The sequence below is a fragment of the uncultured Algoriphagus sp. genome (assembly GCF_963974835.1).
Classification (GTDB): Bacteria; Bacteroidota; Bacteroidia; order Cytophagales; family Cyclobacteriaceae; genus Algoriphagus.
In genome coordinates, this window is record NZ_CAXBET010000009.1 from 87273 (window position 1) to 109548 (window position 22276).

19 protein-coding genes are annotated in these 22276 nt (G+C 39.0%); 11 read left to right on the top strand and 8 right to left on the bottom strand.

The window, feature by feature from the left end; all coding sequences use genetic code 11:
- The first annotated feature begins 1 nt into the window (after position 1).
- Both hisB and AACZ73_RS16465 read left to right on the top strand, forming a co-directional pair.
- Entirely contained in the window at positions 2-1099 is a 1098-nt protein-coding gene (hisB, locus tag AACZ73_RS16460) for a bifunctional histidinol-phosphatase/imidazoleglycerol-phosphate dehydratase HisB (RefSeq protein ID WP_339879527.1), read from the top strand.
- Between the two features lie 120 nt (positions 1100-1219).
- Positions 1220-2023 (top strand): tetratricopeptide repeat protein, encoded by an 804-nt coding sequence (locus AACZ73_RS16465; RefSeq protein ID WP_339879529.1) that lies wholly within the window; start codon positions 1220-1222, stop codon positions 2021-2023.
- Here the strand turns inward: AACZ73_RS16465 and AACZ73_RS16470 are convergent.
- Complete coding sequence (locus tag AACZ73_RS16470; RefSeq protein WP_339879530.1) at positions 2020-2898, bottom strand: glutathione synthetase; 879 nt, start codon at positions 2896-2898, stop codon at positions 2020-2022. The genes AACZ73_RS16465 and AACZ73_RS16470 overlap by 4 nt on opposite strands.
- A gap of 98 nt (positions 2899-2996) precedes the next feature.
- Between AACZ73_RS16470 and AACZ73_RS16475 the strand changes: the two genes are divergently transcribed.
- Positions 2997-3752 carry a polyprenol monophosphomannose synthase gene (locus AACZ73_RS16475; RefSeq protein ID WP_339879531.1) on the top strand — a complete coding sequence of 252 codons (756 nt, stop codon included), beginning with the start codon at positions 2997-2999 and terminating at the stop codon, positions 3750-3752.
- On the opposite strand, the gene AACZ73_RS16480 is transcribed toward AACZ73_RS16475, so the two are convergent.
- On the bottom strand, positions 3727-4944 hold the full coding sequence (locus tag AACZ73_RS16480; protein WP_339879533.1) for an FtsX-like permease family protein: 1218 nt from the start codon (positions 4942-4944) through the stop codon (positions 3727-3729). The two genes, AACZ73_RS16475 and AACZ73_RS16480, sit on opposite strands and share 26 nt — an antisense overlap.
- Positions 4945-5132: 188 nt before the next feature.
- On the opposite strand from AACZ73_RS16480, the gene fmt reads away from it, so the two are divergent.
- The 6 genes from fmt to AACZ73_RS16510 all read left to right on the top strand — a co-directional run bounded on the left by fmt (position 5133) and on the right by AACZ73_RS16510 (position 11312).
- Complete coding sequence (gene fmt, locus AACZ73_RS16485) at positions 5133-6056, top strand: methionyl-tRNA formyltransferase (protein ID WP_339879534.1); 924 nt, start codon at positions 5133-5135, stop codon at positions 6054-6056.
- Between the two features lie 222 nt (positions 6057-6278).
- Positions 6279-7205 (top strand): DUF4412 domain-containing protein, encoded by a 927-nt coding sequence (locus AACZ73_RS16490; RefSeq protein ID WP_339879536.1) that lies wholly within the window; start codon positions 6279-6281, stop codon positions 7203-7205.
- A gap of 63 nt (positions 7206-7268) precedes the next feature.
- A complete protein-coding gene (locus AACZ73_RS16495) occupies positions 7269-7778 on the top strand; it encodes a dihydrofolate reductase (RefSeq protein WP_339879538.1) in 510 nt (169 codons plus the stop codon).
- Complete coding sequence (locus AACZ73_RS16500; RefSeq protein ID WP_339879540.1) at positions 7771-8556, top strand: SDR family oxidoreductase; 786 nt, start codon at positions 7771-7773, stop codon at positions 8554-8556. The genes AACZ73_RS16495 and AACZ73_RS16500 overlap by 8 nt, the downstream gene beginning before the upstream one ends.
- 111 nt (positions 8557-8667) lie before the next feature.
- Positions 8668-9918 carry a competence/damage-inducible protein A gene (locus AACZ73_RS16505; protein ID WP_339879541.1) on the top strand — a complete coding sequence of 417 codons (1251 nt, stop codon included), beginning with the start codon at positions 8668-8670 and terminating at the stop codon, positions 9916-9918.
- Positions 9919-10013: 95 nt separating this feature from the next.
- Positions 10014-11312: a dihydrolipoamide acetyltransferase family protein gene (locus AACZ73_RS16510; RefSeq protein ID WP_339879543.1), complete on the top strand. Its 1299-nt coding sequence runs from the start codon at positions 10014-10016 to the stop codon at positions 11310-11312.
- A 33-nt stretch (positions 11313-11345) separates the two neighbouring features.
- Here the strand turns inward: AACZ73_RS16510 and AACZ73_RS16515 are convergent, their stop codons facing one another.
- The 5 genes from AACZ73_RS16515 to AACZ73_RS16535 all read right to left on the bottom strand — a co-directional run bounded on the left by AACZ73_RS16515 (position 11346) and on the right by AACZ73_RS16535 (position 19353).
- A complete protein-coding gene (locus AACZ73_RS16515) occupies positions 11346-14216 on the bottom strand; it encodes an ATP-binding protein (protein ID WP_339879545.1) in 2871 nt (956 codons plus the stop codon).
- A 2-nt stretch (positions 14217-14218) separates the two neighbouring features.
- Positions 14219-15223: a hypothetical protein gene (locus tag AACZ73_RS16520; protein WP_339879546.1), complete on the bottom strand. Its 1005-nt coding sequence runs from the start codon at positions 15221-15223 to the stop codon at positions 14219-14221.
- 22 nt (positions 15224-15245) lie between these two features.
- A complete protein-coding gene (locus AACZ73_RS16525; protein ID WP_339879548.1) occupies positions 15246-15485 on the bottom strand; it encodes a hypothetical protein in 240 nt (79 codons plus the stop codon).
- Positions 15485-15898, bottom strand: coding sequence for an OsmC family protein (locus AACZ73_RS16530; RefSeq protein WP_339879550.1), 414 nt, complete (start codon positions 15896-15898; stop codon positions 15485-15487). Before AACZ73_RS16530 ends, AACZ73_RS16525 begins: the two co-directional genes overlap by 1 nt.
- Positions 15899-15975: 77 nt before the next feature.
- Positions 15976-19353 carry a methylmalonyl-CoA mutase family protein gene (locus AACZ73_RS16535; protein WP_339879552.1) on the bottom strand — a complete coding sequence of 1126 codons (3378 nt, stop codon included), beginning with the start codon at positions 19351-19353 and terminating at the stop codon, positions 15976-15978.
- Positions 19354-19575: 222 nt separating this feature from the next.
- Between AACZ73_RS16535 and AACZ73_RS16540 the strand changes: the two genes are divergently transcribed.
- A complete protein-coding gene (locus AACZ73_RS16540) occupies positions 19576-20907 on the top strand; it encodes a sugar porter family MFS transporter (RefSeq protein ID WP_339879553.1) in 1332 nt (443 codons plus the stop codon).
- 3 nt (positions 20908-20910) lie between these two features.
- A complete protein-coding gene (locus AACZ73_RS16545) occupies positions 20911-21774 on the top strand; it encodes a carbohydrate kinase (RefSeq protein WP_339879554.1) in 864 nt (287 codons plus the stop codon).
- Between the two features lie 78 nt (positions 21775-21852).
- Here the strand turns inward: AACZ73_RS16545 and AACZ73_RS16550 are convergent, their stop codons facing one another.
- Positions 21853-22245 carry an HIT family protein gene (locus AACZ73_RS16550; RefSeq protein ID WP_339879556.1) on the bottom strand — a complete coding sequence of 131 codons (393 nt, stop codon included), beginning with the start codon at positions 22243-22245 and terminating at the stop codon, positions 21853-21855.
- Positions 22246-22276 lie beyond the last annotated feature (31 nt).

A 22276-nucleotide genomic window follows, 5' to 3' on the forward strand; every position in this document is an offset into this window, starting at 1 on the left:
GATGAAAAAGAAAGTACTTTTTATTGACAGAGATGGTACTATCATCAAAGAACCGCCTACTGATTATCAGGTTGATAGCTTAGAGAAATTAGAGTTTTTGCCTAAGGCTATTTCTAACCTTCGCAAGATCGCTGAAGATACGGACTTTGAACTGGTAATGGTCACCAATCAAGATGGTTTGGGTACAGAATCGTTTCCTGAAAGCACCTTCTGGCCGGCTCAGTTTAAAATGTTAAAAACACTGGAACAGGAAAATATTTTCTTCAAAGAAATCCATGTAGACAAAACCTTTGAGCATGAAAATGCACCAACTCGAAAGCCAAACACTGGCCTATTGACACAGTATTTTTCAGAGGAATATGATTTAGCAAATTCCTATGTGATCGGTGATCGACTCACAGACGTGAAGCTAGCTGAGAATTTGGGAGCAAAGGCCATTTTCATAGGAGAAGCAACTGAAAGGGCAGCTTTAAGCACAAAGGATTGGGATGTCATCTACGAGTTTTTGAAAATGCCTCCCCGCGCTGCAGAAGTAAGTAGAAAAACTTCCGAGACAGATATTTATATCAAATTAAATCTGGATGGAAGTGGACAATGCGATATCAAAACAGGCTTACATTTCTTTGACCACATGCTGGAGCAACTCGGAAAGCATGGCAGCACTGACCTGGAAATCAAAGTAAACGGTGACTTGCATATAGACGAGCACCACACGATTGAAGATACTGCTCTTGCTCTTGGAGAGGCTTATTTGAAGGCTTTGGGAGACAAAAAAGGTATTTATAGGTATGGTTTCCTTTTGCCAATGGACGATGTCCTGGCACAAGTTTCCATAGACTTTGGGGGTAGACCATGGATAGTATGGGATGCGGAATTTAAGCGAGAGAAAGTTGGCGATATGCCCACTGAAATGTTCTATCACTTCTTCAAATCATTCTCAGACACAGCAAAGTGTAACCTGAATATCAAAGCTGAAGGTGGAAATGAGCATCATAAGATTGAGGCTATTTTCAAGGCTTTGGCGCGCGCTATCAAAATGGCGGTCATGCGGGATCCGAGAAATATAAACCAACTTCCCAGTACCAAAGGAGTCCTTTAATTATCAGGAGATTAGCACTTTTTCTCCTATAAAATTTAAATAAAGAAAGAATATCAGCAGGATTAGGAAAATAATAACAGAAATATTTTTCCTAATCCTGTTTTTTTTGTTCTTTTAGTCATGAAACGACTTTTACGTACCCTGACTATTCTTTTATTAATGTCCGCAACTAGCTCATGCTCAAGCAACATTAAAAATATAGAACATCTTTTTAACGATAAGAAATATGATGATGCGATCTCTGACCTGAATCAATATCTATTTTTTCATGTGACTGATATAAAGGCTCTACACATGAGAGCAAGATGCTATGAGGAGATTGGAGAATTAGAAAAGTCAAAGAAAGATTATGAACGCATCATATCAATTGATGATACTTACGCGCATGCATATGCGGGGCTGGCAAAGCAACTTTTCGATAAAAAAGACTATGAAGGAGCTGAACTTCTCATCCTCCGTGCAGCTACACTTCAGGACGATCCCGATTTTGAAATAGTTTATCTCCTTGGTCGTACCATGCTTATGACTAAGAAGTATAAAAAAGCAGAAGAATTTCTAAGATTAGCGGCAGAACTGAAACCTGATTATGCTAAAGTGTATTTCTACACAGGTATGGCACTTGCTTCTCAAGGTGATGCCTTAGGTTGTGCGGCTTCTTTCAACTCGTACGTCAAATATGAACCAGACAATTTGATTGGTAGGTATAACCGTGGGTTTGCCTATATGAACGCTGGCTATTTGACATGGGCGATGGAAGATTTTGACGCAGTGCTGAAACAAGATCCAAATCATCTGGAAGCAATGGCTCATAAAGGCATGTGCATGACTTATCTGGGCGATACTGATGGTTGTACATTGATCCAAAATGCTGCAAACAAAGGAAGTCAATATGCTAAGGAGCATGTAGAACGTTGCGCTTCCTAAACTATTCGGTCTGCAAGAGCATTTTTGTAATTATTAATAGCCTGATCACTAACCGCTAAAAACAAGTAAGGTTCGATCAATTCCAGTTCCATAAGGTAGAATATCCCTGCTATCTCCACTCCATCCACTCTAACGTAGAGACAATCTTTGGTAAATTCCTGTACCAATTCTTGACATGATGCAAGCATGGACTCAGATGGTACGATGGATTTGATGGTTCCTCCAAAATAGTGTTGCACTCTAAAATCATTTTTTAATGGAGTTTTCAAAACTGCATGAGAAAACTTGCCATTGAAAAACACTAAGGAATATTCACCTATCTCTTCTACTTCACTGATAAAAGGTTGTACTAAAAAAGATTCCTCAGTGACCCAATCTTGGATTTTATCTGCGTGAGTATTCCAATTTTTTCGATCTAATTTCAAGGTCTTTTTTGCACCTCCACTTACTAATGGCTTTATTACCCACGTTTCGGACTTTGTTTTTGTGGCTATTTCCTCTTGTGAGATATGACTCCCTTTTTCCAAAATCATCCCAGAAATGACGGGGAACCCTTTAGATTCAATTTCCAACAGATATTTCTTAGAGGAATTCCACAGAATGACATCCAAATTATTCAATGTAGGAATCCCCAGTTTTTTAATATCATCTAACCAAGCCAAAAACTCAGGATAAAAGTCAAAGTAATCCCAAGTAGATTTAAATAGTAAAAGTGAAAAGCGATTCCAGTTAACTGAATGATCTGACCAGATTACAATTTCATGTGAAATATTCAATTCTGTAAGTATGTCGGAGAGAATCTGATTTTCATCCACAGTGTTAGAGTCGTAAGCTCCAACTGAAAAATAACTTAGAATTGCTACGTGTTGCTTCATTGTATATATTTTGTCCAAATCTATACTTTAACCAAAATTTACATGGACCGTTCTTCAAAAATCGGTCTTAAGGCTTACTTTTGGCCTTTGCCCAAAATATGGATCATCGAAAACTAGTCTTAATTCCAACTTTTAACGAAAAAGAAAACATCCTTGAGATGATTCAAGCGGTAATGAATCTATCCGGTGGTTTTGAGCTTTTGGTCATTGATGATGGAAGTCCGGACGGCACTGGCGATCTGGTAAAATCACAGCAAAACACTTACCCTCAAAGACTTCATTTACTAGAGCGAGAAGGAAAGTTAGGTCTGGGAACTGCTTATATCACTGGCTTTAAATGGGCTTTGGAAAGAGGATATGATTATATTTTTGAGATGGATGCGGATTTTTCACACAATCCAAATGACCTCCTTAGACTATACGCTGCATGTGTAGATGGTGGATTTGATTTAGCTATTGGCTCAAGGTACATCACAGGAGTAAATGTAGTGAACTGGCCGATGGGCAGAGTTCTTATGTCTTACTTTGCCAGTGTGTATGTAAAATTCATAACAGGTCTGCCTGTAAAAGATGCCACTGCAGGATTTAAATGCTATCATAAATCAGTTCTTGCAGGAATAAAACTTAACGAGGTTCGCTTTGTAGGATATGCATTTCAGATTGAAATGAAATTCACATCCTGGAAGCTTGGTTTTAAAATTGTTGAAGTCCCTATTATTTTCACAGATAGAACTAAAGGAATCTCAAAAATGAGCCCAGGGATTTTTAAGGAAGCTGGATTTGGAGTGATCTTAATGAAAATCAAAAGTATTTTCAGCCCTTACCAACTCAATCAAAACGGATTGACTGAATAGGGTCTACTCTGGAGATTACCATAACAGGAATCCAAAGAACAGCAGCTGTCAATAAGGTGATCCCAAGGTTTATGAGTATAAAAGCAGGCCAGTTCCAATCAATTGGCACGTAACTCATGTAATAGCTAGCAGCATCTAATGGGATTAATTTGAATTGGTCTTGCAACAGCCCAATTCCAAGCCCTATGGAATTGCCGATAATCAGCCCTCTCAGGAGAATGTTGATTCCATTCCAAAAGAATATGCTTCTAATTTGCTTGTTGGTAGAGCCAAGAGCTTTAAGCAAACCAATCATTTGGGTGCGCTCCATGATCAAAATAAAGAGAATCGCTCCCATATTAAAAATTGCTACAAAACCGATCAGCCCTATAAATACATAGACATTGTTATCTAAAAGTTTTAGCCAGTCAAAGATTTCCAAAAACTTGTCTTGACTGCTTATTAGCTTCAGGTCAAAATCCATTAGCTCTTCAATTTTTGGCGTGTAGGAATCGATCTTGCTGTGGTCATCTACAAAAATCTCCATTCCGCCAATCTGATCTTTTGTCCAATTATTAAGATTTCTGATAGTTTGAAGTTCTCCGATAATTATCTTTTCATCGAAATTTTCCAGATAAGTCTGAAATATCCCGACAACTTCCACTCTCCGGTACCTAGGAGGGTCCTGTACAAAATACAAAGTGATCTTGTCTCCTACTTTAAGTAAAAGCTTGTTCGCTATAAACTGGCTCAGCATGACTTCATTGCTTGTTCCCTCATCAGGAGTATGAAGCATCCGTCCATCAATCACATATTTTTTGAATCCTACTGTGTCAAAATCCTGGCCGACACCTTTCATAATAACCCCTTCCACTTCCTCATCTCCTTTGATCAAAGCAGCTTTGTGCGCAAATGACTGAACCTTCGTAATAAATGGTAGTAGCTGATGCGTTTCACTAAACTGAGAATTGAGCGAAAAAGGAGCCTCCTCGAACGCATTACTCATCGTAAATCGCTGTACCTGATAGTGTCCGGTAAATCCATAGACTTTCTCAGAAACTGTCTCCTGAAAACCTCCCAAAACCATAAAGGAAATGAGAGAAACAGCCAGTCCCAAGGCAAGACTTCCTACTGCAATTTTATGTATGGTGGCCGAAAATCCCCCAGCTTTCTTAAAACTGATTCTTTTGGCGATGAAATAGGAAAGGTTCAAAGGACTGCTTTAATTTGTTCGATCAGACCGCAAAATAGCATGAAGCAAATGAAACTTACTCCCTTTATTTATTTTTTGAGTTTTGTCATATAAATTCTAATAAATCCAAGCGCCAATCTTAGTAATTAATATTCCTCTGCCAAGTGCTGATCTTTACTTAGAACCACTTCACAGAAATAGAAAAAACAATGAATAAGAACCTTCGAATCATATATATGGGCACACCGGAATTTGCGGTCCCTGCATTAGAATTATTAGTAGAAAGCGGATGGAATGTAGTGGGTGTAATAACTGCACCAGACAAGCCAAAAGGACGTGGTCAGAAGCTGGTTCCTTCACCAGTGAAGGAAGCTGCGCTCAAGATGGATTTAAACATACTCCAACCAACTAACCTAAAATCACCTGAATTTCAGGAAAAACTTCGAGCCCTAAATGCAGATTTACAGATCGTAGTGGCATTCCGAATGCTTCCTGAAGCAGTTTGGGATATGCCACCTTTAGGCACTTTCAATCTTCATGCTTCTCTCCTACCTAATTATCGTGGCGCTGCGCCAATCAATTGGGCTATTATCAATGGAGATAAGGAAACAGGAGTTACCACATTCTTCCTTAAACACGAGATAGACACTGGAAGCATAATCTATCAGGAGAAAGTTGCTATTCTTGATGAGGATGACTTGGGGACTGTTTATGAAAAATTGATGAACGTAGGATCGAAACTCGTCCTAAAGACAGTTGAAGATATAGCCGCAGACAAAGTGCAGTCACTACCTCAGGATGAGTCTCAAGCAATTCACCATGCACCGAAAATCTTCAAAGAGACCGGAGAAATTAACTGGTCAAATTCTGCAGAATCAATTCATAATTTAGTGCGTGGTCTATCCCCTTATCCGGCAGCATGGACAAAATTTGACGGGAAAATCTGCAAAATTTTCAAGACCAAGGTTTCATCAGATCACAACAGCAACAAAGCAATTGGTGAACTACAAACGGATAATAAAACTTATTTAAAAGTTCAGACTGGCGATGGCATTTTGGAAATACTAGAACTTCAGATAGAAGGAAAAAAACGAATGAAAGTTGATGATTTGCTTAGAGGTTATAAATTCTGAAAAGCTAGTTTGCTTATCAGTAATAATTTGAGATGTCAAAATTCTTACTTTCCGATTGTCAGGTACTGGTACTTATACCGGAAATCTGTTATTAATAATTACTAAAAGATCCCTTTATACTAATTGATTTGTAACAAATAAAATCTGCTCTCATTTTCACTTTTTACTGGTTTTTAAGAACTTGTAGTATACTAATTTCAAATTTTTAAACTATAACTTACGATGAGCGTCTTAAAAAATTTATTCATTCTAGTTTTTATTTTCTGCATTTCAATTCCATCAAAAGCCCAATTCATTAAAAAGATTCAAAATGCTGCAAATCGTGGAATAGAAAAAGCCATAGAAAAGAAAGTAGAAGACGAAGCTTCCAAAATGACCCAAAAACAATTAGAGAAATTGTTTTCGGATATGTACGGAAGTGACTCTTCCAGCAGTGCCGGAGGGTTTGATATGGGTAGCATCATGAAAGGTATAGGGGAACCGGTTGACACTGAATCTGAATATTCATTTTTTGGTCATGTCGTAATGGAAATGATCAGTACAGACGAAAAGGGTAAAACCCAGGATCCAATTTTGATGAAATCATTTTTAGCAAAGACTACTGACTTCACTGGTATAGAAATCATCGATCCAAAAAATGCGGAAGCATCTACATCTATGGTTTTTGATGCGAAAAATCAGGCTTCAGTTCTCTTTTTAAATAACAAAGGAGAGAAATCAAGCTTTGCTTACAAACTTGACTTAGATGGTATGGAAGATATGATCGACTCCCAAATGGATACAACCACGCTGGACAAAGATGTTACCTTAGAAAAAACTGGCAATACAAAAGACATTCTGGGCTACTCCTGTGAGGAATATCATGTCAAAAGTAAAGATGGTGAAGGTTATTATTGGGTGACTGAAGATCCTATCGGAGGTTACACTTCCTTTTGGGGAGCGAATAGTCCCATGATGACATCAAAAGCTCAAGAAAGGTACGCGAAACATTTCAAGGACCTCCCAAAAGGAAATTTTATGGAAATGACTTTTACCTCCAAAGACAGTGGCAAAATAGATATGAAAGTGACTGAGATAGATGAGACTACAAATAAAACCTTTACGCTGGCAGAATATCCAAACATTATGAATTCAATAGAGCAGAAGTAATTCTGCTCTTATTTATTTTTTCCAGGGTGTTTCCCTGTTATCTTCAAGGCAAGAAGCATTTGCATGAAGATATCACTAATAGCTGCATTGGCTACCAATAATGTCATAGGTCAAAATAATGACTTAGTGTGGAGATTACCGGACGATTTTAAACGATTTAAAACAATCACTTCTAACCACTATATCTTAATGGGAAGGAAGACATTTGAATCTCTGGGTAAGCCTCTTCCAAATCGAACACATATTGTCATTACCCGAAATCAGGATTACAAAGTTCCGGAAGGACATTATGTCTTCGAGAGCTTGGAAAAAGCATTAGAATTTTGTCAAAGGAAGGAGGTAAATCAGCTTTTTGTAATTGGAGGAGGAGAGCTATACAAGCACACTTTGCCGATTGCCGATGAACTAGTACTCACAGAAGTGGAAGCCACCCCTGAAGGAGACACCTATTTTCCGGAATTTGATAAAGAAGACTGGAAAGTCACATTCTCAGAATTTCATCCTGCAGACGAACGCCACCAGTACGCTTTCACTTATGTCAATTACGAAAGAATCCAAAAGCAGCATGTCTAAAAAAGTAATTTGGATCACTGGTGCCTCCTCAGGAATAGGTGAAGCTTGTGCGCTAAAATTTGTAAAGGAAGGATATCAAGTCATCCTTTCGGCTAGAAACAAAGAAGCTTTGGAAAAGGTCAAGCGATCAAGTGTTTCTCCTGAGAACTGTAAAGTACTTCCTTTGGATCTAATCGATCAGGCAAGTTTTGTAGAGAAAACAAAGGAGGCAATCGCTTCTTTTGGTCATATAGATATGATGCTGCATAATGGAGGAATCAGTCAGCGATCTCTGATCAAGGATACTCCGATTGAAGTTGACCGTAAGTTGATGGAAGTTAATTTCTTTGGAACCGTGGCACTTACGAAGGCACTCCTACCCCATTTTATTGCCAGAAAATCCGGTCAGTTTGGAGTGATTTCTTCGCTTGTAGGAAAATTTGGATCACCTTTTAGATCAAGCTATGCTGCTGCAAAGCATGCACTGCATGGTTTTTTTGAATCCCTCCGTTTAGAGCATTTCGAAGAAAGTATAGCTGTGACCATGATTTGCCCTGGCTTTATTAAGACTGACGTTTCTAAAAATGCACTGACAGCTGATGGAAGTCCTCTCAATGAGATGGACAAAGCTCAGGAAAATGGGATGAGTGCTGACGATTGTGCAAAGGAGATTTTTCTCTCACTTATGAAAAAAAAGGAAGAAGTTTATATCGGAGGAAAAGAAACAATGGGAATATATCTTAAACGATTTGTCCCTACTATTTTCACAAAAATCCTCCGTAAATCAGAGGTAAGATAATTGGATGAAATCTAATATCATTCAAATGTTACCTAAAAAGAAAATGAAAAAATCCTGCAAGATCACCTTGGATAGATACCGGACAGATCATTAAAAATCCTTTATAAACTGATGAAAGTAGTCAGAGCCGAAATAATTGCCATTGGAGATGAATTGCTCTATGGTCAAATAGTAGACACAAACAGCCACTGGATTAGTCAGGAACTTGATTTAATGGGAGTCAAAGTTGTCAGAAAAACTACTGTGGGTGATGATAGAAAGGATATACTTGCTGCCTTTGCGTCAGCTGAGGCCAGAGCGGATATCATTTTGATCACTGGTGGACTTGGTCCTACACAGGATGATTTGACAAAACCACTATTGGCGGAATACTTTAATTGTCCTATAGTTGAAAATGAATCAGCGGTAGCTGCAGTTACAGAGTTTTTCATACAAAGGGGAAGAGAAATTACACCACTGAATATTCTTCAAGGCCATCTACCAGCGTGCTGCACCTATGTACCAAATGAAGTTGGCACTGCTCCTGGAATGTGGTTTGAGCGCAATGGCACCTATTGGATGTCCATGCCTGGCGTACCGCATGAGATGAAAAAGCTGATGACAGACTTTGTACTACCAAAGTTACCTACACTTTTCCCCCTACCTGTCATTGTTCACCGTATGATCAAAACAGTGGGAATTGGTGAGAGCTGGCTGGCAGATCTGATCAGAGATTGGGAAAATGCACTTCCAACTAATATACGGCTAGCCTACTTGCCTTCGTTAGGCCATGTCAAGCTAAGGCTTACAGGTTTTGGGAACGATAAAATGGAAATTGAAGGCCAGATTCAACATCAAATTGACCTAGTTTTACCAAGTATTGAAAAGTACGTATATGGCTATGATTCAGAATCACTGGAGACGGCAATAGGCAAGCTTCTATCTTTACATAATAAAACAGTTGCTTTGGCAGAAAGCTGTTCCGGAGGCTATATTTCCCATCTCATTACCAGCATTTCCGGAAGTAGCAACTACTTTCAAGGTAGTGTGATCCCCTATCACAATCAATTTAAAAGTGAAATTTTACATGTGAAGGCTGAAACCTTAATGGAGCGTGGAGCTGTCAGCGAAGAGACAGTTAGAGAGATGTCATCTGGAGTTAGGGAATTATTTCAAGCTGATTTTGGGTTAGCAAGTAGCGGAATAGCTGGACCCAATGGAGGAACAGAAGAAAAACCTGTTGGTACAATTTGGATAGCTTGTGCTGGGGAAGGTTTTATTGAAACAAAAAAGCTGCAGTTAACAAAAGACAGAATGCTTAATATTCAACTGACAGCAGTTGCAATATTGAACTTGTTGAGAGTTTGTATTCTGGAGAAATAACAAATAAAATTTCTATTAAAAGGTTTGTGATACTGTTTCATAAAATTTAATTTTAAAACTTATACATAAACCCAATAAATCATTAAATCATAACCATGGCAATTGTAGAAATGCTGATGCCCAAAATGGGCGAGAGTATCATAGAGGGCACAGTATTAACCTGGCTTAAAAATGAGGGTGACACTATCGAACAGGATGAATCTGTTCTGGAAGTAGCTACAGACAAAGTAGATACCGAAGTTCCTTCTACTCATGCAGGGATTTTGAAGCAAATTATTGCCAAAGAAGGGGATGTAATCGCAGTAGGCGCCCCGATAGCTATCATCGAGACAGCTGAGGAAGAAAAAAAAGCCTCTCATAAAAGCGAGTCCGATGGTAATAAAAAAGACGAGCTTTTAACCAGTGCTCCTGCTAATACAGAAATTTTATTTGATAAATCAGACACTGAAAAATCAAGTTCGTTGGGTGATGATAGATTTTATTCCCCACTGGTTCAGAGCATTTCCAAAGAAGAAGGGATATCTAAAGCCGAACTTGCAAAAATCCCGGGAACTGGAAAAGATGGCAGAGTAACTAAGCAGGACATGCTGACCTATCTCGAATCTAGAACAACTAGCTCCAAAAAATCAGATACTACAGCTATCCCATCCATTTCTGCGCCAAAGGTACAGGTGAGTGTGTCCGGAGAAGATGAGATCATCGAGATGGACCGCATGCGTAAGATGATTGCTCATCGAATGATCGAATCCAAGCAGATTTCGGCCCACGTTACTTCTTTCGTAGAGGCTGATATGACTAATATTGTCTTATGGAGAGAGAAGCACAAGTTGGATTACAAAGCTAAATTCGGTGAATCTATTACGTACACTCCTTTTTTCATAGAGGCTGTAGCAAAAGCAATCCGGGATTTTCCAATGATCAATATCTCCGTGGATGGAGATAGAATAATTAGAAAGAAGGATATCAATGTAGGTATGGCAGTCGCTCTTCCAAATGGAAATCTTATCGTACCCGTGATTAGAAAGGCTGATCAATTAAACCTAGTAGGGATTTCGAAGAAAGTAAACGAGCTGGCAAACCTTGCGAGAAACAATAAATTAAATGCGGATCACCTGGCTGGTGGTACTTACACAGTATCAAACGTAGGTTCTTTCGGTAATGTGATGGGTACTCCAATAATTCCCCAGCCACAGGTCGCAATAATGGCTGTAGGTGCTATAGTGAAAAAACCAGCTGTAATCGAAACTCCAACAGGTGATGTAATAGCTATACGACACAAAATGTTCCTTTCGCATTCTTACGATCATCGTGTAGTTGATGGTTCGCTGGGCGGTAAATTTGTTAAGCGGGTTTCAGATTATCTGGAAGCATTTGACATCAATACTCCTCTATAAATATAAAGCCGGCTTTAAAAACCGGCTTTTTTATCACTTAAATACTGAATTCTTAATTTGACCCTTAAGAGCGTATTCCTTTAATTTTTCAGCCAGGGAAGCAAGACGAATTGGCTTAGTCAGATAATCATTCATTCCAGCTTCAGTAGCTTTTTTCTGATCCTCATCAAAAACATTCGCTGACAATCCAATAATAAAAATATCCCCTTTCTCGCTCATTTCCCTGATTTCTTTGGCAGCTTCCAGTCCATTTAGTACAGGCATTTGGACATCCATCAGAATTACATCGAATTCTTTATTCATAACCATTGCTACTGCTTCTTTGCCATTCCTTGCCACTTCAAAATCATATCCTAATTGATGAAGGATAAGGGTCATAAGCTGCAGATTCAGATCATTATCTTCAGCCAAAAGAATCCTCATAGGATACTCTTTAGCCATTCCAAGCCAATTTTTTCGTTTTGGATGATCGTTGGAGGTAGATTCTGACACTTCAGAAGGGGCTTTTTTAAGGATCACTGAAAATGAAAATACAGAGCCTTTTCCCAGTTCGCTAGTAATAGTAAGCTCTCCACCCATCAGTTCTACAATTTTCTTGGCTATTGCCAAACCAAGTCCGGTACCTTGATAGCTTCGGGAACTTGAACTTTCCACCTGATAAAACGGATCAGTAAGCCTAGGAATTTCAATGGCTGGAATGCCAATACCGCTATCCTTTACGCTGCATTTGAGATAATAAATCTCACCCGAGATTTTTTCCAGGTCAAGCTTCACCAAAACTTTCCCACCTTTAGAAGTGAATTTTACCGCATTACCTACCAGATTGAGTATTACCTGATTGATTTTTTCTACATCCCCCTCCATCAACTCATTTGCGATAGGCTCATACTCAACATTCATTATTACTCCCTTCTTTTGGGCTAGGCCATAGAAGATTTGAACTTGCTTATCCAATTCTTCGGAGGGAGAAAAAACAAACGAGTTAATGTCAATTTTACCTGCTTCAATTTTAGAATAATCAAGGATGTCCTTGATTATATTCAACAATGAGTTTCCGGAGTTTTTGATGATTTCCAAGTATTGGAGTTGCTCAGCATCCAGACTGGTCTGATCGAGTAAATCTATGATTCCCAAAAGTCCATTCATCGGTGTTCTGATCTCATGGCTCATATTTGCGAGAAATTCCGACTTGGCTCTGCTAGCCTGATCTGCTGCATTCATAGCTTCTACAAGTCCCTTTTCCCATATCCTTTGGCTAGTGATGTCTTTAGCAATTGACATCATTCTTTTTTTGTCCAACGGGAAAAAACGCATCTCAAAATATTGATTTCTCTGATTGGAGTTTACTTGCAAATCCACCGTTTGAATCTGTTCAGTTTTTCTAGCCAGGTTGAATGCGAACTGCGTTTGCTCACGCTGCTTTTGAGGAACTAAATCAAAAAGGGATTCCCCTACTATAGATTGATCTGTGGAGTTTAAAAATCTTTGATCAATTGCATGGGACTCAAGCACTTTCCCGTCATTATCATAGGAGAATATAATATCGGGAATATTGTCAATTAAGTTTTGGAGACGTTTTCCGCTTTCTATCAATTCTTGTTTGCTGAGAAATTGATCCGTGACATCAGTACAGATACCAAGTCCTCCATTGAATCTTTCGTTTTTATCAAATACTAATTTTTCAAAAATTCTAAGCCTGACTTTCTCCCCATTTGGTTTTACAAAGTCATATTCTAAATCAATAAATGTTTTATGCTGACTCACTGCATTTTTGACTAGTTCTTTGACATTCAGCGCATCCAGATTACCTTCCTCCTCTTTAAATGCTTCCAGAAAAACTTTTTTCGAATGTCCCAAAATATCTTCCACCTCGTCACTTACTCTTGTGATTTCTCCTTTGTAATTGTGGAAATAAACAAATCCGCGAAGCTCCTTTAATAATATGTTCTGCTGATCAAATAGCTCTGAAATCTCATTGGCATTTTGCTCTAGTAATTTTCTGGACTCCAAGTTATTCTGAAGCGATAATGTGAAAAACACGGCAGTTCCAATCAACAGAATTACGAAGCCTGTAAATAGGAATAAATAAGTACTATAAATACCACTTGTAATCGATTCAGATTCTATCACAAACAACAGAGAGGCATCTTCATAAAAGTCACCAAAATTGAATGGAAACTGAACCAATATTCCTTCACCTCCATCCTCACCTTTTACCCAATCGATCTCATAAATTCCAATTATACCAATCTCCACATCATTCTGAATTTGATTCAGTGACTCACTATCTATTGTCAGGATGTTCTCTTTTGGACCCGGATCCAGATTTTCCAACTTTCCTCCCAGCATCAGTAGTTTACTTCCTCCTTTGTTCAGATAATAATGGGTGACAAAAGCTTTGGTAAACTTTACAGGATTCAGAGAAAAAGTAAGCTCAAATCCATTATTCCTTCCTTTGGTTTTAAACAAAAATTCCCTATCATTTTTCTGCGGGACACTGCCTTCCAATTTGCCTCGTATAAAATCGTTTCTTTCTGTTCTAGTCAAATAGATAACAGAATCCTTGAGATTCACCCAAACCGTGTCTATAAGATCGGGATAGCTATTGAACACCCGCCTGGCGGAATTAGTAAAATCATCCCTATAATCATCACTGTCTAAGTCCTCATCCTCCAAAAATTCGATTAGGTGATTTGCATCTTCACCAAACCTAACCATTTCGATTTCTATTTCGGTAGCAGCAAGTTCTGTTTGTTTCCTTAAAAATTCCCTCTTTGATTTTGTTTCGGCTTCAGATATTGCTTTGAAAAAGCTTACACCCAAAATGATTACCAGAATCACTAATATGCTTCCACCGACAATGGTCAGCCAAAAATCCTTACGGTATCCATCCCTTCTTTTCATAATCATGCCGGATCAATTTCTATCAAATACCAATCTAGTATTGAAAATGGCATGGCATAAGCGGCCTCAGGACTAAATTCTCCTTCAAACAAAAACTTTGTTTCATTCTTCATAATAAAGGATTGTGCCATCATACGAACTTCATTGTTTTTACTGTTGAAGAGATTAAAGTCTGATATGCGAAAATTATCCTGAAGGATAGTTTCTAGGTAGACATGATTTAACAAGGGAGGAAAACTTAAAGCTTCTATTGCTCCTGCGTTTCCTGCTACTATATCTCCTTTGCCATTCACTATTAAAAACTCGCCCTCCTTATTTTCTAAATATCTCCCAATTATTTCATCTACTGTAATATCGATCCCTAAAACTGCATACAATTCTTCACCTTCAAAAACAGGATGGACTAAAGAGAGAATCCATCCTCTTCCGGCTGGATCAATATAGACTTCCGGTATCCAAACTGGCCCTTTTTCCGGATTATGAGTTTTATCCCCTTCGTAAAAAAAATTAAACCTAGTTAGGTCTAAACTTGGGTCAAGTAAAGTTTTCGCATCGTAGGCAGGAAATACACGCGAAATTTGATCGATAGAGTTATAATATACCTGAGCAAGAATGTCGTATTTCTTAAAAGTATTATAAAAGACCGAATCCATCCCATTCGTAATGGTTACGTTTTTTAACGCCTCATTATAATCAGGAGTTGTTTTTAGGATTACAATGGAACTTAATTGATCCGAATCTTTGGGTGTATTTGTTGAGAATCCATTATCGTAGCTGTACTTATCCTTCTCATGAAACTTTTCCAAACTGTCCTTATTTTCCAGTAAGAACTCGAAATGATCTTTCAGGAAAATAATTTCATCATTAAGCCGCGATAGCTCGGACTCCATCTCCCCAATTATAGAATTGTCAAATGAATTATTCAGATCTCTACCATTTTTCTCAGGCGAGCTACAGGAAAACAAAAAAATGAAAATTGGAAAAAGTAAGGCTTGGGTTGCTTTCATAAGTCTTTGCTGAATTGGGAAATTATAAATTTTCCAACTCAGCACGAAATGATTCTCCCATTTCCTTAAACCTCATTTTTACTTTATCAAAAAAAACACCAGCCCAAAAGACCTCTAAATCAGCTTCTTCTAGTACATCAGTTTCTGGAATCTTAAAGGTCTGTTCCATAGGACCGAGCTCAAACTTAACTATGTATTTATTGTTCCAGGAGAACACACTAATGCGTATATCCTCCTGAATAAATTCCTTTACTACTCTCATTAGGCAGTTTTTACTTCTGACGAGAATGTAATATTTGCTTTAAGCGAAGAGGCAACTGAGCAGTATTTCTCCACAGATAACGCTACAACTTTGGCAAATTCCTCTTCCTTGGCGTCGGGTGAAATCAGTATAAATTTCATATTGATATCAGTGTAATAGGCAGGAACACCTTCATTTCGATTTCCTTCTACTTCCACAGTAAAATCAGTAACCGTCCTACGCTTCTTTTTCATCATCAAAACAGCATCTACTGAGGCGCATGAACCCAACGCAGAAAGCAACAAATCCATAGGAGACTGCGCTTTTTTATCCTGAGGATCATACATATCTATCTGAACCACATTTCCTTGTGGGTTTACCGCCTCGTATTCGTGATCCGCTTTCATGCGAACCGTAACATTTCTTTTTGCCATTTTATCTCTTATTAATCTCTAGAATTACTCTTCTTAAGAATATTGTAATCTTCCAATTTTTCAATCTATTTATCAGGTTACATATTCCTTCGGTACTGTCCACCCACTTGATAAAGTGCATGGGTGATCTGTCCAAGTGAACAATACTTTACAGCCTCCATTAGTTCCTCAAATATATTTTCATTCTTCACAGAAACCTTCTTCAATGCCTCTAAGTGCTTATTTACTAATTCTGGGTTTGCAGCATGCAACGTTTGCAAGGTTTTGATTTGAGCTTCCTTTTCTTCTTTCTCCGCTCTGATTACTTCACCTGGAGTGACAGTTGGAGATCCATCTGAGGAGAGGAATGTATTGACTCCAATAATTGGGTATTCTCCAGTATGTTTCAGCATCTCGTAGTGCATACTTTCCTCCTGGATTTTTCCACGCTGGTACATCGTTTCCATTGCACCTAAAACTCCACCTCGTTCTGTAATTCTATCAAATTCTACATAGACAGCCTCTTCAATTAAGTCTGTCAATTCTTCGATGATAAATGCACCTTGAATAGGATTTTCATTCTTCGCTAATCCCAATTCCTTATTGATAATCAATTGAATAGCCATCGCTCTGCGAACTGAAGCTTCAGTAGGCGTAGTGATTGCCTCGTCATAGGCATTCGTATGAAGAGAATTACAATTATCATAAATCGCATAAAGTGCCTGCAGCGTAGTTCTGATGTCATTAAAATCAATTTCCTGCGCATGAAGTGAGCGACCGGAAGTTTGAATATGATACTTCAACATCTGCGAGCGCTCGTTTGCACCGTACTTCAATTTCATGGCTTTTGCCCAAATCCTACGCGCAACTCTTCCTATAACCGCATATTCCGGGTCAATACCATTTGAGAAAAAGAAGGAAAGGTTTGGTGCAAACTGGTTGATGTCCATTCCACGGCTTACGTAATATTCAACGTAAGTAAACCCGTTAGAAAGCGTCAAAGCCAATTGTGTAATTGGATTGGCTCCTGCCTCGGCAATATGGTAGCCCGAAATGGAAACAGAATAAAAGTTACGGATACCCTGATTTATAAAATATTGCTGCACATCCCCCATCAATCTAAGTGAAAACTCTGTGGAGAAAATACAGGTATTCTGTGCCTGATCTTCTTTTAAAATATCAGCCTGAACTGTCCCTCTAACTTTGGAGATTGTATCGGCTTTGATTTTTTGATAAATCTCAGCTGGTAGCACCTGATCACCTGTAACACCCAAAAGCATCAGACCTAGTCCGTTATTGCCTTCTGGAACTTTGGCATTATAGGTAGGCCTCGGAAGATTTTTAGCTTTATAGATTTGATCTATTTTCTGATTTATCTCAGACTCGAGGCCATTTTCTTTGATATAAACTTCGCATTGTTGATCGATGGCTGCATTCATAAAGAATGCTGTCATGGTAGCTGCAGGACCATTAATAGTCATTGACACTGAGGTCATTGGATCTACTAAATTAAAGCCAGAGTATAACTTCTTCGCATCATCTAAACAGCACACGCTCACACCAGAATTCCCTATTTTGCCATAGATATCAGGGCGATGATCGGGGTCTTCTCCATAAAGTGTGACCGAGTCAAATGCTGTGGAAAGACGCTTGGCAGCCATGTCCTTTGATACATAGTGAAAGCGTTTATTTGTACGCTCTGGCCCACCTTCTCCAGCAAACATACGTGTAGGATCTTCTCCTTCTCTTTTGAAAGGAAAAACCCCGGCAGTGTATGGGAATTTTCCCGGGACATTTTCTCGTAGTCCCCATTTCAATACATCTCCCCAAGCATCATATTTAGGCAAGCAAACCTTTGGAATTCTGGAATCAGAAAGTGAAGTTGAATAAGTTTTAATCTTGATCTCCTTATCGCGCACTTTGAAAACATAAAAGTCCTCACTGTATTTTGCAGCTTCTGAAGGCCATTCCTCAAGCCATTTTTTGTTCTTTGGGTCAAACTCAAGCTCTACCTGTGCATACACTTCCTGAAGTTCTTTGATCAAACGATCCTTGTCCTCCACTTTGGTGTTTTCAATTGCTTCAATAGACTTGGTAATGCTATACAATTGCTGAGCAATTTCTTTTTGCTCCTCCACCCATACATCGTAATTTCTATTGATTTCCGAGATCTCCGACAGGTATCTGGTTCTAGCAGGTGGAATAATGTAGATTTTCTCAGAGTTGCCGGCAGTCAGTTCAAAGTCACTTTTCATTTCAGGGTGACTCTCTGCTATTTTAGAAATCAGTGTACGATACAAATGATTCATGCCAGGATCATTGAACTGAGAGGCTATGGTTCCAAAAACAGGTAAATCCTCATCCTTGGCTTCCCAGAGGTTATGATTTCTTTTGAACTGCTTCTTCACGTCACGGATCGCATCCAAAGCTCCTCGTTTATCAAACTTATTCAGCGCAATAACATCGGCAAAGTCGAGCATGTCGATTTTTTCGAGTTGGGACGCAGCGCCATATTCTGGAGTCATCACATAAAGAGAGAGATCTGAATGCTCAATGATCTCTGTATCTGACTGCCCAATTCCTGAAGTCTCTAAAATCACCATATCAAAACCAGCAGCCTTCACTGTATCCACTGCATCCTGCACATATCTTGAAAGCGCCAAGTTAGATTGTCTAGTGGCCAGTGAGCGCATGTAAACACGAGGATGATGAATCGCATTCATGCGAATTCTATCTCCAAGAAGGGCTCCACCTGTTTTTCGCTTAGACGGATCAACTGATATGATAGCCAGTGTTTTATCTTCGAAATCCATAATGAATCTTCGAACCAACTCATCCACTAGAGAAGACTTTCCTGCACCACCGGTTCCGGTAATTCCAAGAATTTGAGTTTTACATTCTTTACTTTGCTCTCTTACTTTTTCCAAAAGCTGAGTGGAATTTTCAGGGAAGTTTTCAAAGGCAGAAATCGCTCGAGCGACATGCTCTTTATTATCCACACCAAGTACAAAGCCTTCCGGAAGCTCATCTCCTATTGCAAAATCACATTGACTTACCAAGTCATTAATCATTCCCTGCAATCCCATGGAGCGTCCATCATCAGGAGCATAGATTCTATTAATGCCATAATCCTGAAGTTCTTTGATCTCTTCAGGAAGTATGGTTCCTCCGCCTCCACCAAAAATCTTAACATGAGCTGCTCCTTTTTCACGGAGCAAATCATACATGTATTTAAAAAATTCCACATGACCACCTTGATATGATGTAATTGCAATTGCCTGCACATCCTCTTGGATGGCGCAATCAACAATCTCCTGCACAGATCGATTATGTCCTAGATGTATCACCTCACAGCCAGTTGACTGAATGATTCGACGCATGATATTGATCGCGGCATCGTGCCCGTCAAACAGAGACGCGGCAGTTACAATTCTAATGTGATTTTTGGGTTTATAGCTCTCAGGAATGGTTGACATCGAGTTGAATTAACTTGGTATAGTATTATTATTCTGCAGCTAACCATGGTTTTCTAGCTAATCTGCTCAGAAGACAAATATAACAATTATAGGCGCTCCACTTTATCTCAACTATATTCGCGAAATATTATTTGGTGTAATAATAGAGCAAATCCGGAAATATAGATTTTGATTTATTCGGCTTCTAGTTAGTTTAGCAAAATAATCATACCCCAATAATCTATGTCCTCTAAACAATATGCTTTTTTCATCTCTCTGACAGCCGCATTAGGCGGTTTTTTGTTTGGTTTTGATACCGCCGTAATTTCCGGTGCAGAGAGGGCAATACAGGAAGTTTGGCAGTTGAGTGACTGGATGCACGGACTTGCCATAGCCTCGGCACTTTATGGCACTGTGATAGGAGCATTGTTTGGGGGAATTCCAGCTGATAAGTGGGGAAGGCAAAAGAGTCTCCTCTGGATAGGTTTATTTTATCTGATTTCAGCAGTCGGATCAGGCCTTGCATGGGATGTCACCTCTTTTACCATTTTTCGATTCATAGGAGGATTGGGAGTGGGTGCTTCTTCTGTAGTAGCCCCAATGTATATCTCAGAAATCGCCCCTGCCAAAAACCGTGGATTGCTGGTAGCACTTTATCAGTTCAATATTGTTTTCGGGATTGTGATCGCTTACGTATCCAATTACTTAATCGGGACAGCTGAAATAGCTCAGGAATGGCGATGGATGCTGGCTGTAGAGGGAGTACCTGCTTTAATTTATAGCGTTTTGATTTTCAGAATTCCTGAGAGTCCTAGATGGTTGATAGGAAAGAAAAATGACCAAGAACAAGCCAGGGCAATTTTAACACGAACAGATCCTGAAGGTGTGGATGATGCTATCCGATTAGCTATAGCAGAAGAAAAGAAAATTGATGAGAGAGGGAGCTTCAAAGCAATTTTTGCGAAGCGATTTCTTCCAACTACGATCATGGCTATCATGTTCGCATTTTTCAATCAAGTTTCAGGTATAAACGCCATCATCTATTTTGCACCAAGAGTATTCGAAATGGCAGGGATTTCCACCGAAAGTGCTTTGATCTCCACCATCGGAATTGGTATTGTGAATTTATTTGCCACATTTCTAGGGCTTTATCTGATCGATAGAATAGGAAGAAAAAAATTGATGTACATGGGTTCAATTGGATACATTATTTCCCTGTCATTAATGGCCTATAATTTCCTTGGTACGGGAATTCCTTCTTTCTGGCTGCCATACTTCGTTTTTGCTTTTATTACTTCACATGCAATAGGACAAGGTTCTGTCATTTGGGTATTTATATCCGAAATGTTTCCAAACGAGCTACGTGCTTACGGTCAATCCATCGGTTCATTCACCCATTGGATCTTGGCAGCAATTATTGCAAATGTCTTTCCGTTCTTTGCCAACCAATTTGGTCCTGGCTACATTTTCTCGTTTTTTGCAGTGATGATGGTTTGGCAATTGCTATGGGTAATGTTCAGAATGCCTGAAACTAAAGGAAGATCATTGGAAGAAATTCATCAAAATATTCATTAATCCATGAAAAAAAAGGTAGTAATATTTGGTGAAATGCTTTGGGACTGTCTTCCTTCCGGGCCTGTGCCAGGTGGAGCTCCCATGAATGTAACCCTCAATCTCCACCAACTTGGATTAGATTCAAAACTTATATCAGCTGTCGGGAATGACAGTGATGGTGAGAAGCTTATCGCATTTTTAAAAACTTTCGATCTTCCCGTAGATTTGATTCAGGTTAATGAAGAGCACGAAACATCCAAGGTACTGGTAAATGACTCGGATCCAGAAAATATCAAATACACGATCGTGTCTCCGGTCGCATGGGATTATGTGGATTGGAATGAGGAAAATGATAATGCGGTATCCGGAGCTGAAGCTTTTGTGTTTGGCACGCTGGGAGTGAGAAATTCACATAGTCTGCAAACCTTGCTTAGACTGCTTCATCACCAAACTCTACGGATTTTCGATGTAAACTTTAGACCACCGTTTTATGATTTTGAGATAATCGAAACCTTACTCGGGTTCACAGATATTCTAAAAATCAATGAAGATGAACTGGGTATTTTTGCTGACTACTTTGACGTAAAGCCAAATGTGGAAAGTGTGTGCAATTACCTTGACACACATTATCCTATGGATTTGATTTGCGTGACGCAAGGATCCAAAGGGGCTCTAATTTATAAAGAAGGGAATATTATTTCTCATGAAGGTTATAAGGTTACAGTCGCGGATAGCATCGGAGCAGGAGATGCATTTCTCAGTGGCTTCATCAAAACTTATCTTGAAGAACAACCTCTTAAGAAAGTTCTTGATTTTGCCTGCAAACTAGGCGCATTTGTAGCCAGCAAAAAAGGAGGCACACCAAGGTATGAGATTTCTGATTTGTAAAAGTGAGAAGTCGCATTGATCAGCCTCTATGTTGAGTTCTGATAAGCGACCTGACCCCAGTAAACAGACCTCTAATTATTAAAATCCTCCTTTAATCTTCTCAGCGGTTTCCGCCAATTCTTCCTTTGAAGGCTTCAACTTGGGTCTGGTGAAATTAATATCATCCATTGTTCTAAGTGGAACAAGGTGCACATGCACGTGAGGAACTTCAAGGCCGATCACAGCAACACCAATTCGTGTACATTTGATCGTTTTATCCATAGCTTTAGCCACCTGCTGCGCAAAAAGATGCAAACCAGAAAGCATTTCCGGTTCCATGTCAAAAATGTAATTGACTTCTTTCTTGGGAACCACCAGAACATGTCCTTGTACCAAAGGCATGATATCTAAAAATGCGATGTAATTTTCGTCCTCAGCCACTATGTAACCTGAGATTTCTCGGTTGATAATTTTGGTGAAAATTGAAGGCATAATCGAATAATAAAAATCCCGACTAATGTCG

Bases quoted from the DNA above. Each gene is read 5' to 3' on its own strand.
- AACZ73_RS16525 (WP_339879548.1), bottom strand. From the start codon at position 15,485: ATGAGAGTAGTAAAGGAATTTATTCAGGAGGATATACGCATTAGTGTG.
- AACZ73_RS16470 (WP_339879530.1), bottom strand. From the start codon at position 2,898: ATGAAGCAACACGTAGCAATTCTAAGTTATTTTTCAGTTGGAGCTTAC.
- AACZ73_RS16520 (WP_339879546.1), bottom strand. From the start codon at position 15,223: ATGAAAGCAACCCAAGCCTTACTTTTTCCAATTTTCATTTTTTTGTTT.
- AACZ73_RS16530 (WP_339879550.1), bottom strand. From the start codon at position 15,898: ATGGCAAAAAGAAATGTTACGGTTCGCATGAAAGCGGATCACGAATAC.
- AACZ73_RS16535 (WP_339879552.1), bottom strand. From the start codon at position 19,353: ATGTCAACCATTCCTGAGAGCTATAAACCCAAAAATCACATTAGAATT.
- hisB (WP_339879527.1), top strand. From the start codon at position 2: ATGAAAAAGAAAGTACTTTTTATTGACAGAGATGGTACTATCATCAAA.
- AACZ73_RS16545 (WP_339879554.1), top strand. From the start codon at position 20,911: ATGAAAAAAAAGGTAGTAATATTTGGTGAAATGCTTTGGGACTGTCTT.
- AACZ73_RS16540 (WP_339879553.1), top strand. From the start codon at position 19,576: ATGTCCTCTAAACAATATGCTTTTTTCATCTCTCTGACAGCCGCATTA.
- AACZ73_RS16505 (WP_339879541.1), top strand. From the start codon at position 8,668: ATGAAAGTAGTCAGAGCCGAAATAATTGCCATTGGAGATGAATTGCTC.
- AACZ73_RS16475 (WP_339879531.1), top strand. From the start codon at position 2,997: ATGGATCATCGAAAACTAGTCTTAATTCCAACTTTTAACGAAAAAGAA.
- AACZ73_RS16515 (WP_339879545.1), bottom strand. From the start codon at position 14,216: ATGAAAAGAAGGGATGGATACCGTAAGGATTTTTGGCTGACCATTGTC.
- AACZ73_RS16490 (WP_339879536.1), top strand. From the start codon at position 6,279: ATGAGCGTCTTAAAAAATTTATTCATTCTAGTTTTTATTTTCTGCATT.
- fmt (WP_339879534.1), top strand. From the start codon at position 5,133: ATGAATAAGAACCTTCGAATCATATATATGGGCACACCGGAATTTGCG.
- AACZ73_RS16550 (WP_339879556.1), bottom strand. From the start codon at position 22,245: ATGCCTTCAATTTTCACCAAAATTATCAACCGAGAAATCTCAGGTTAC.
- AACZ73_RS16465 (WP_339879529.1), top strand. From the start codon at position 1,220: ATGAAACGACTTTTACGTACCCTGACTATTCTTTTATTAATGTCCGCA.
- AACZ73_RS16495 (WP_339879538.1), top strand. From the start codon at position 7,269: ATGAAGATATCACTAATAGCTGCATTGGCTACCAATAATGTCATAGGT.
- AACZ73_RS16500 (WP_339879540.1), top strand. From the start codon at position 7,771: ATGTCTAAAAAAGTAATTTGGATCACTGGTGCCTCCTCAGGAATAGGT.
- AACZ73_RS16510 (WP_339879543.1), top strand. From the start codon at position 10,014: ATGGCAATTGTAGAAATGCTGATGCCCAAAATGGGCGAGAGTATCATA.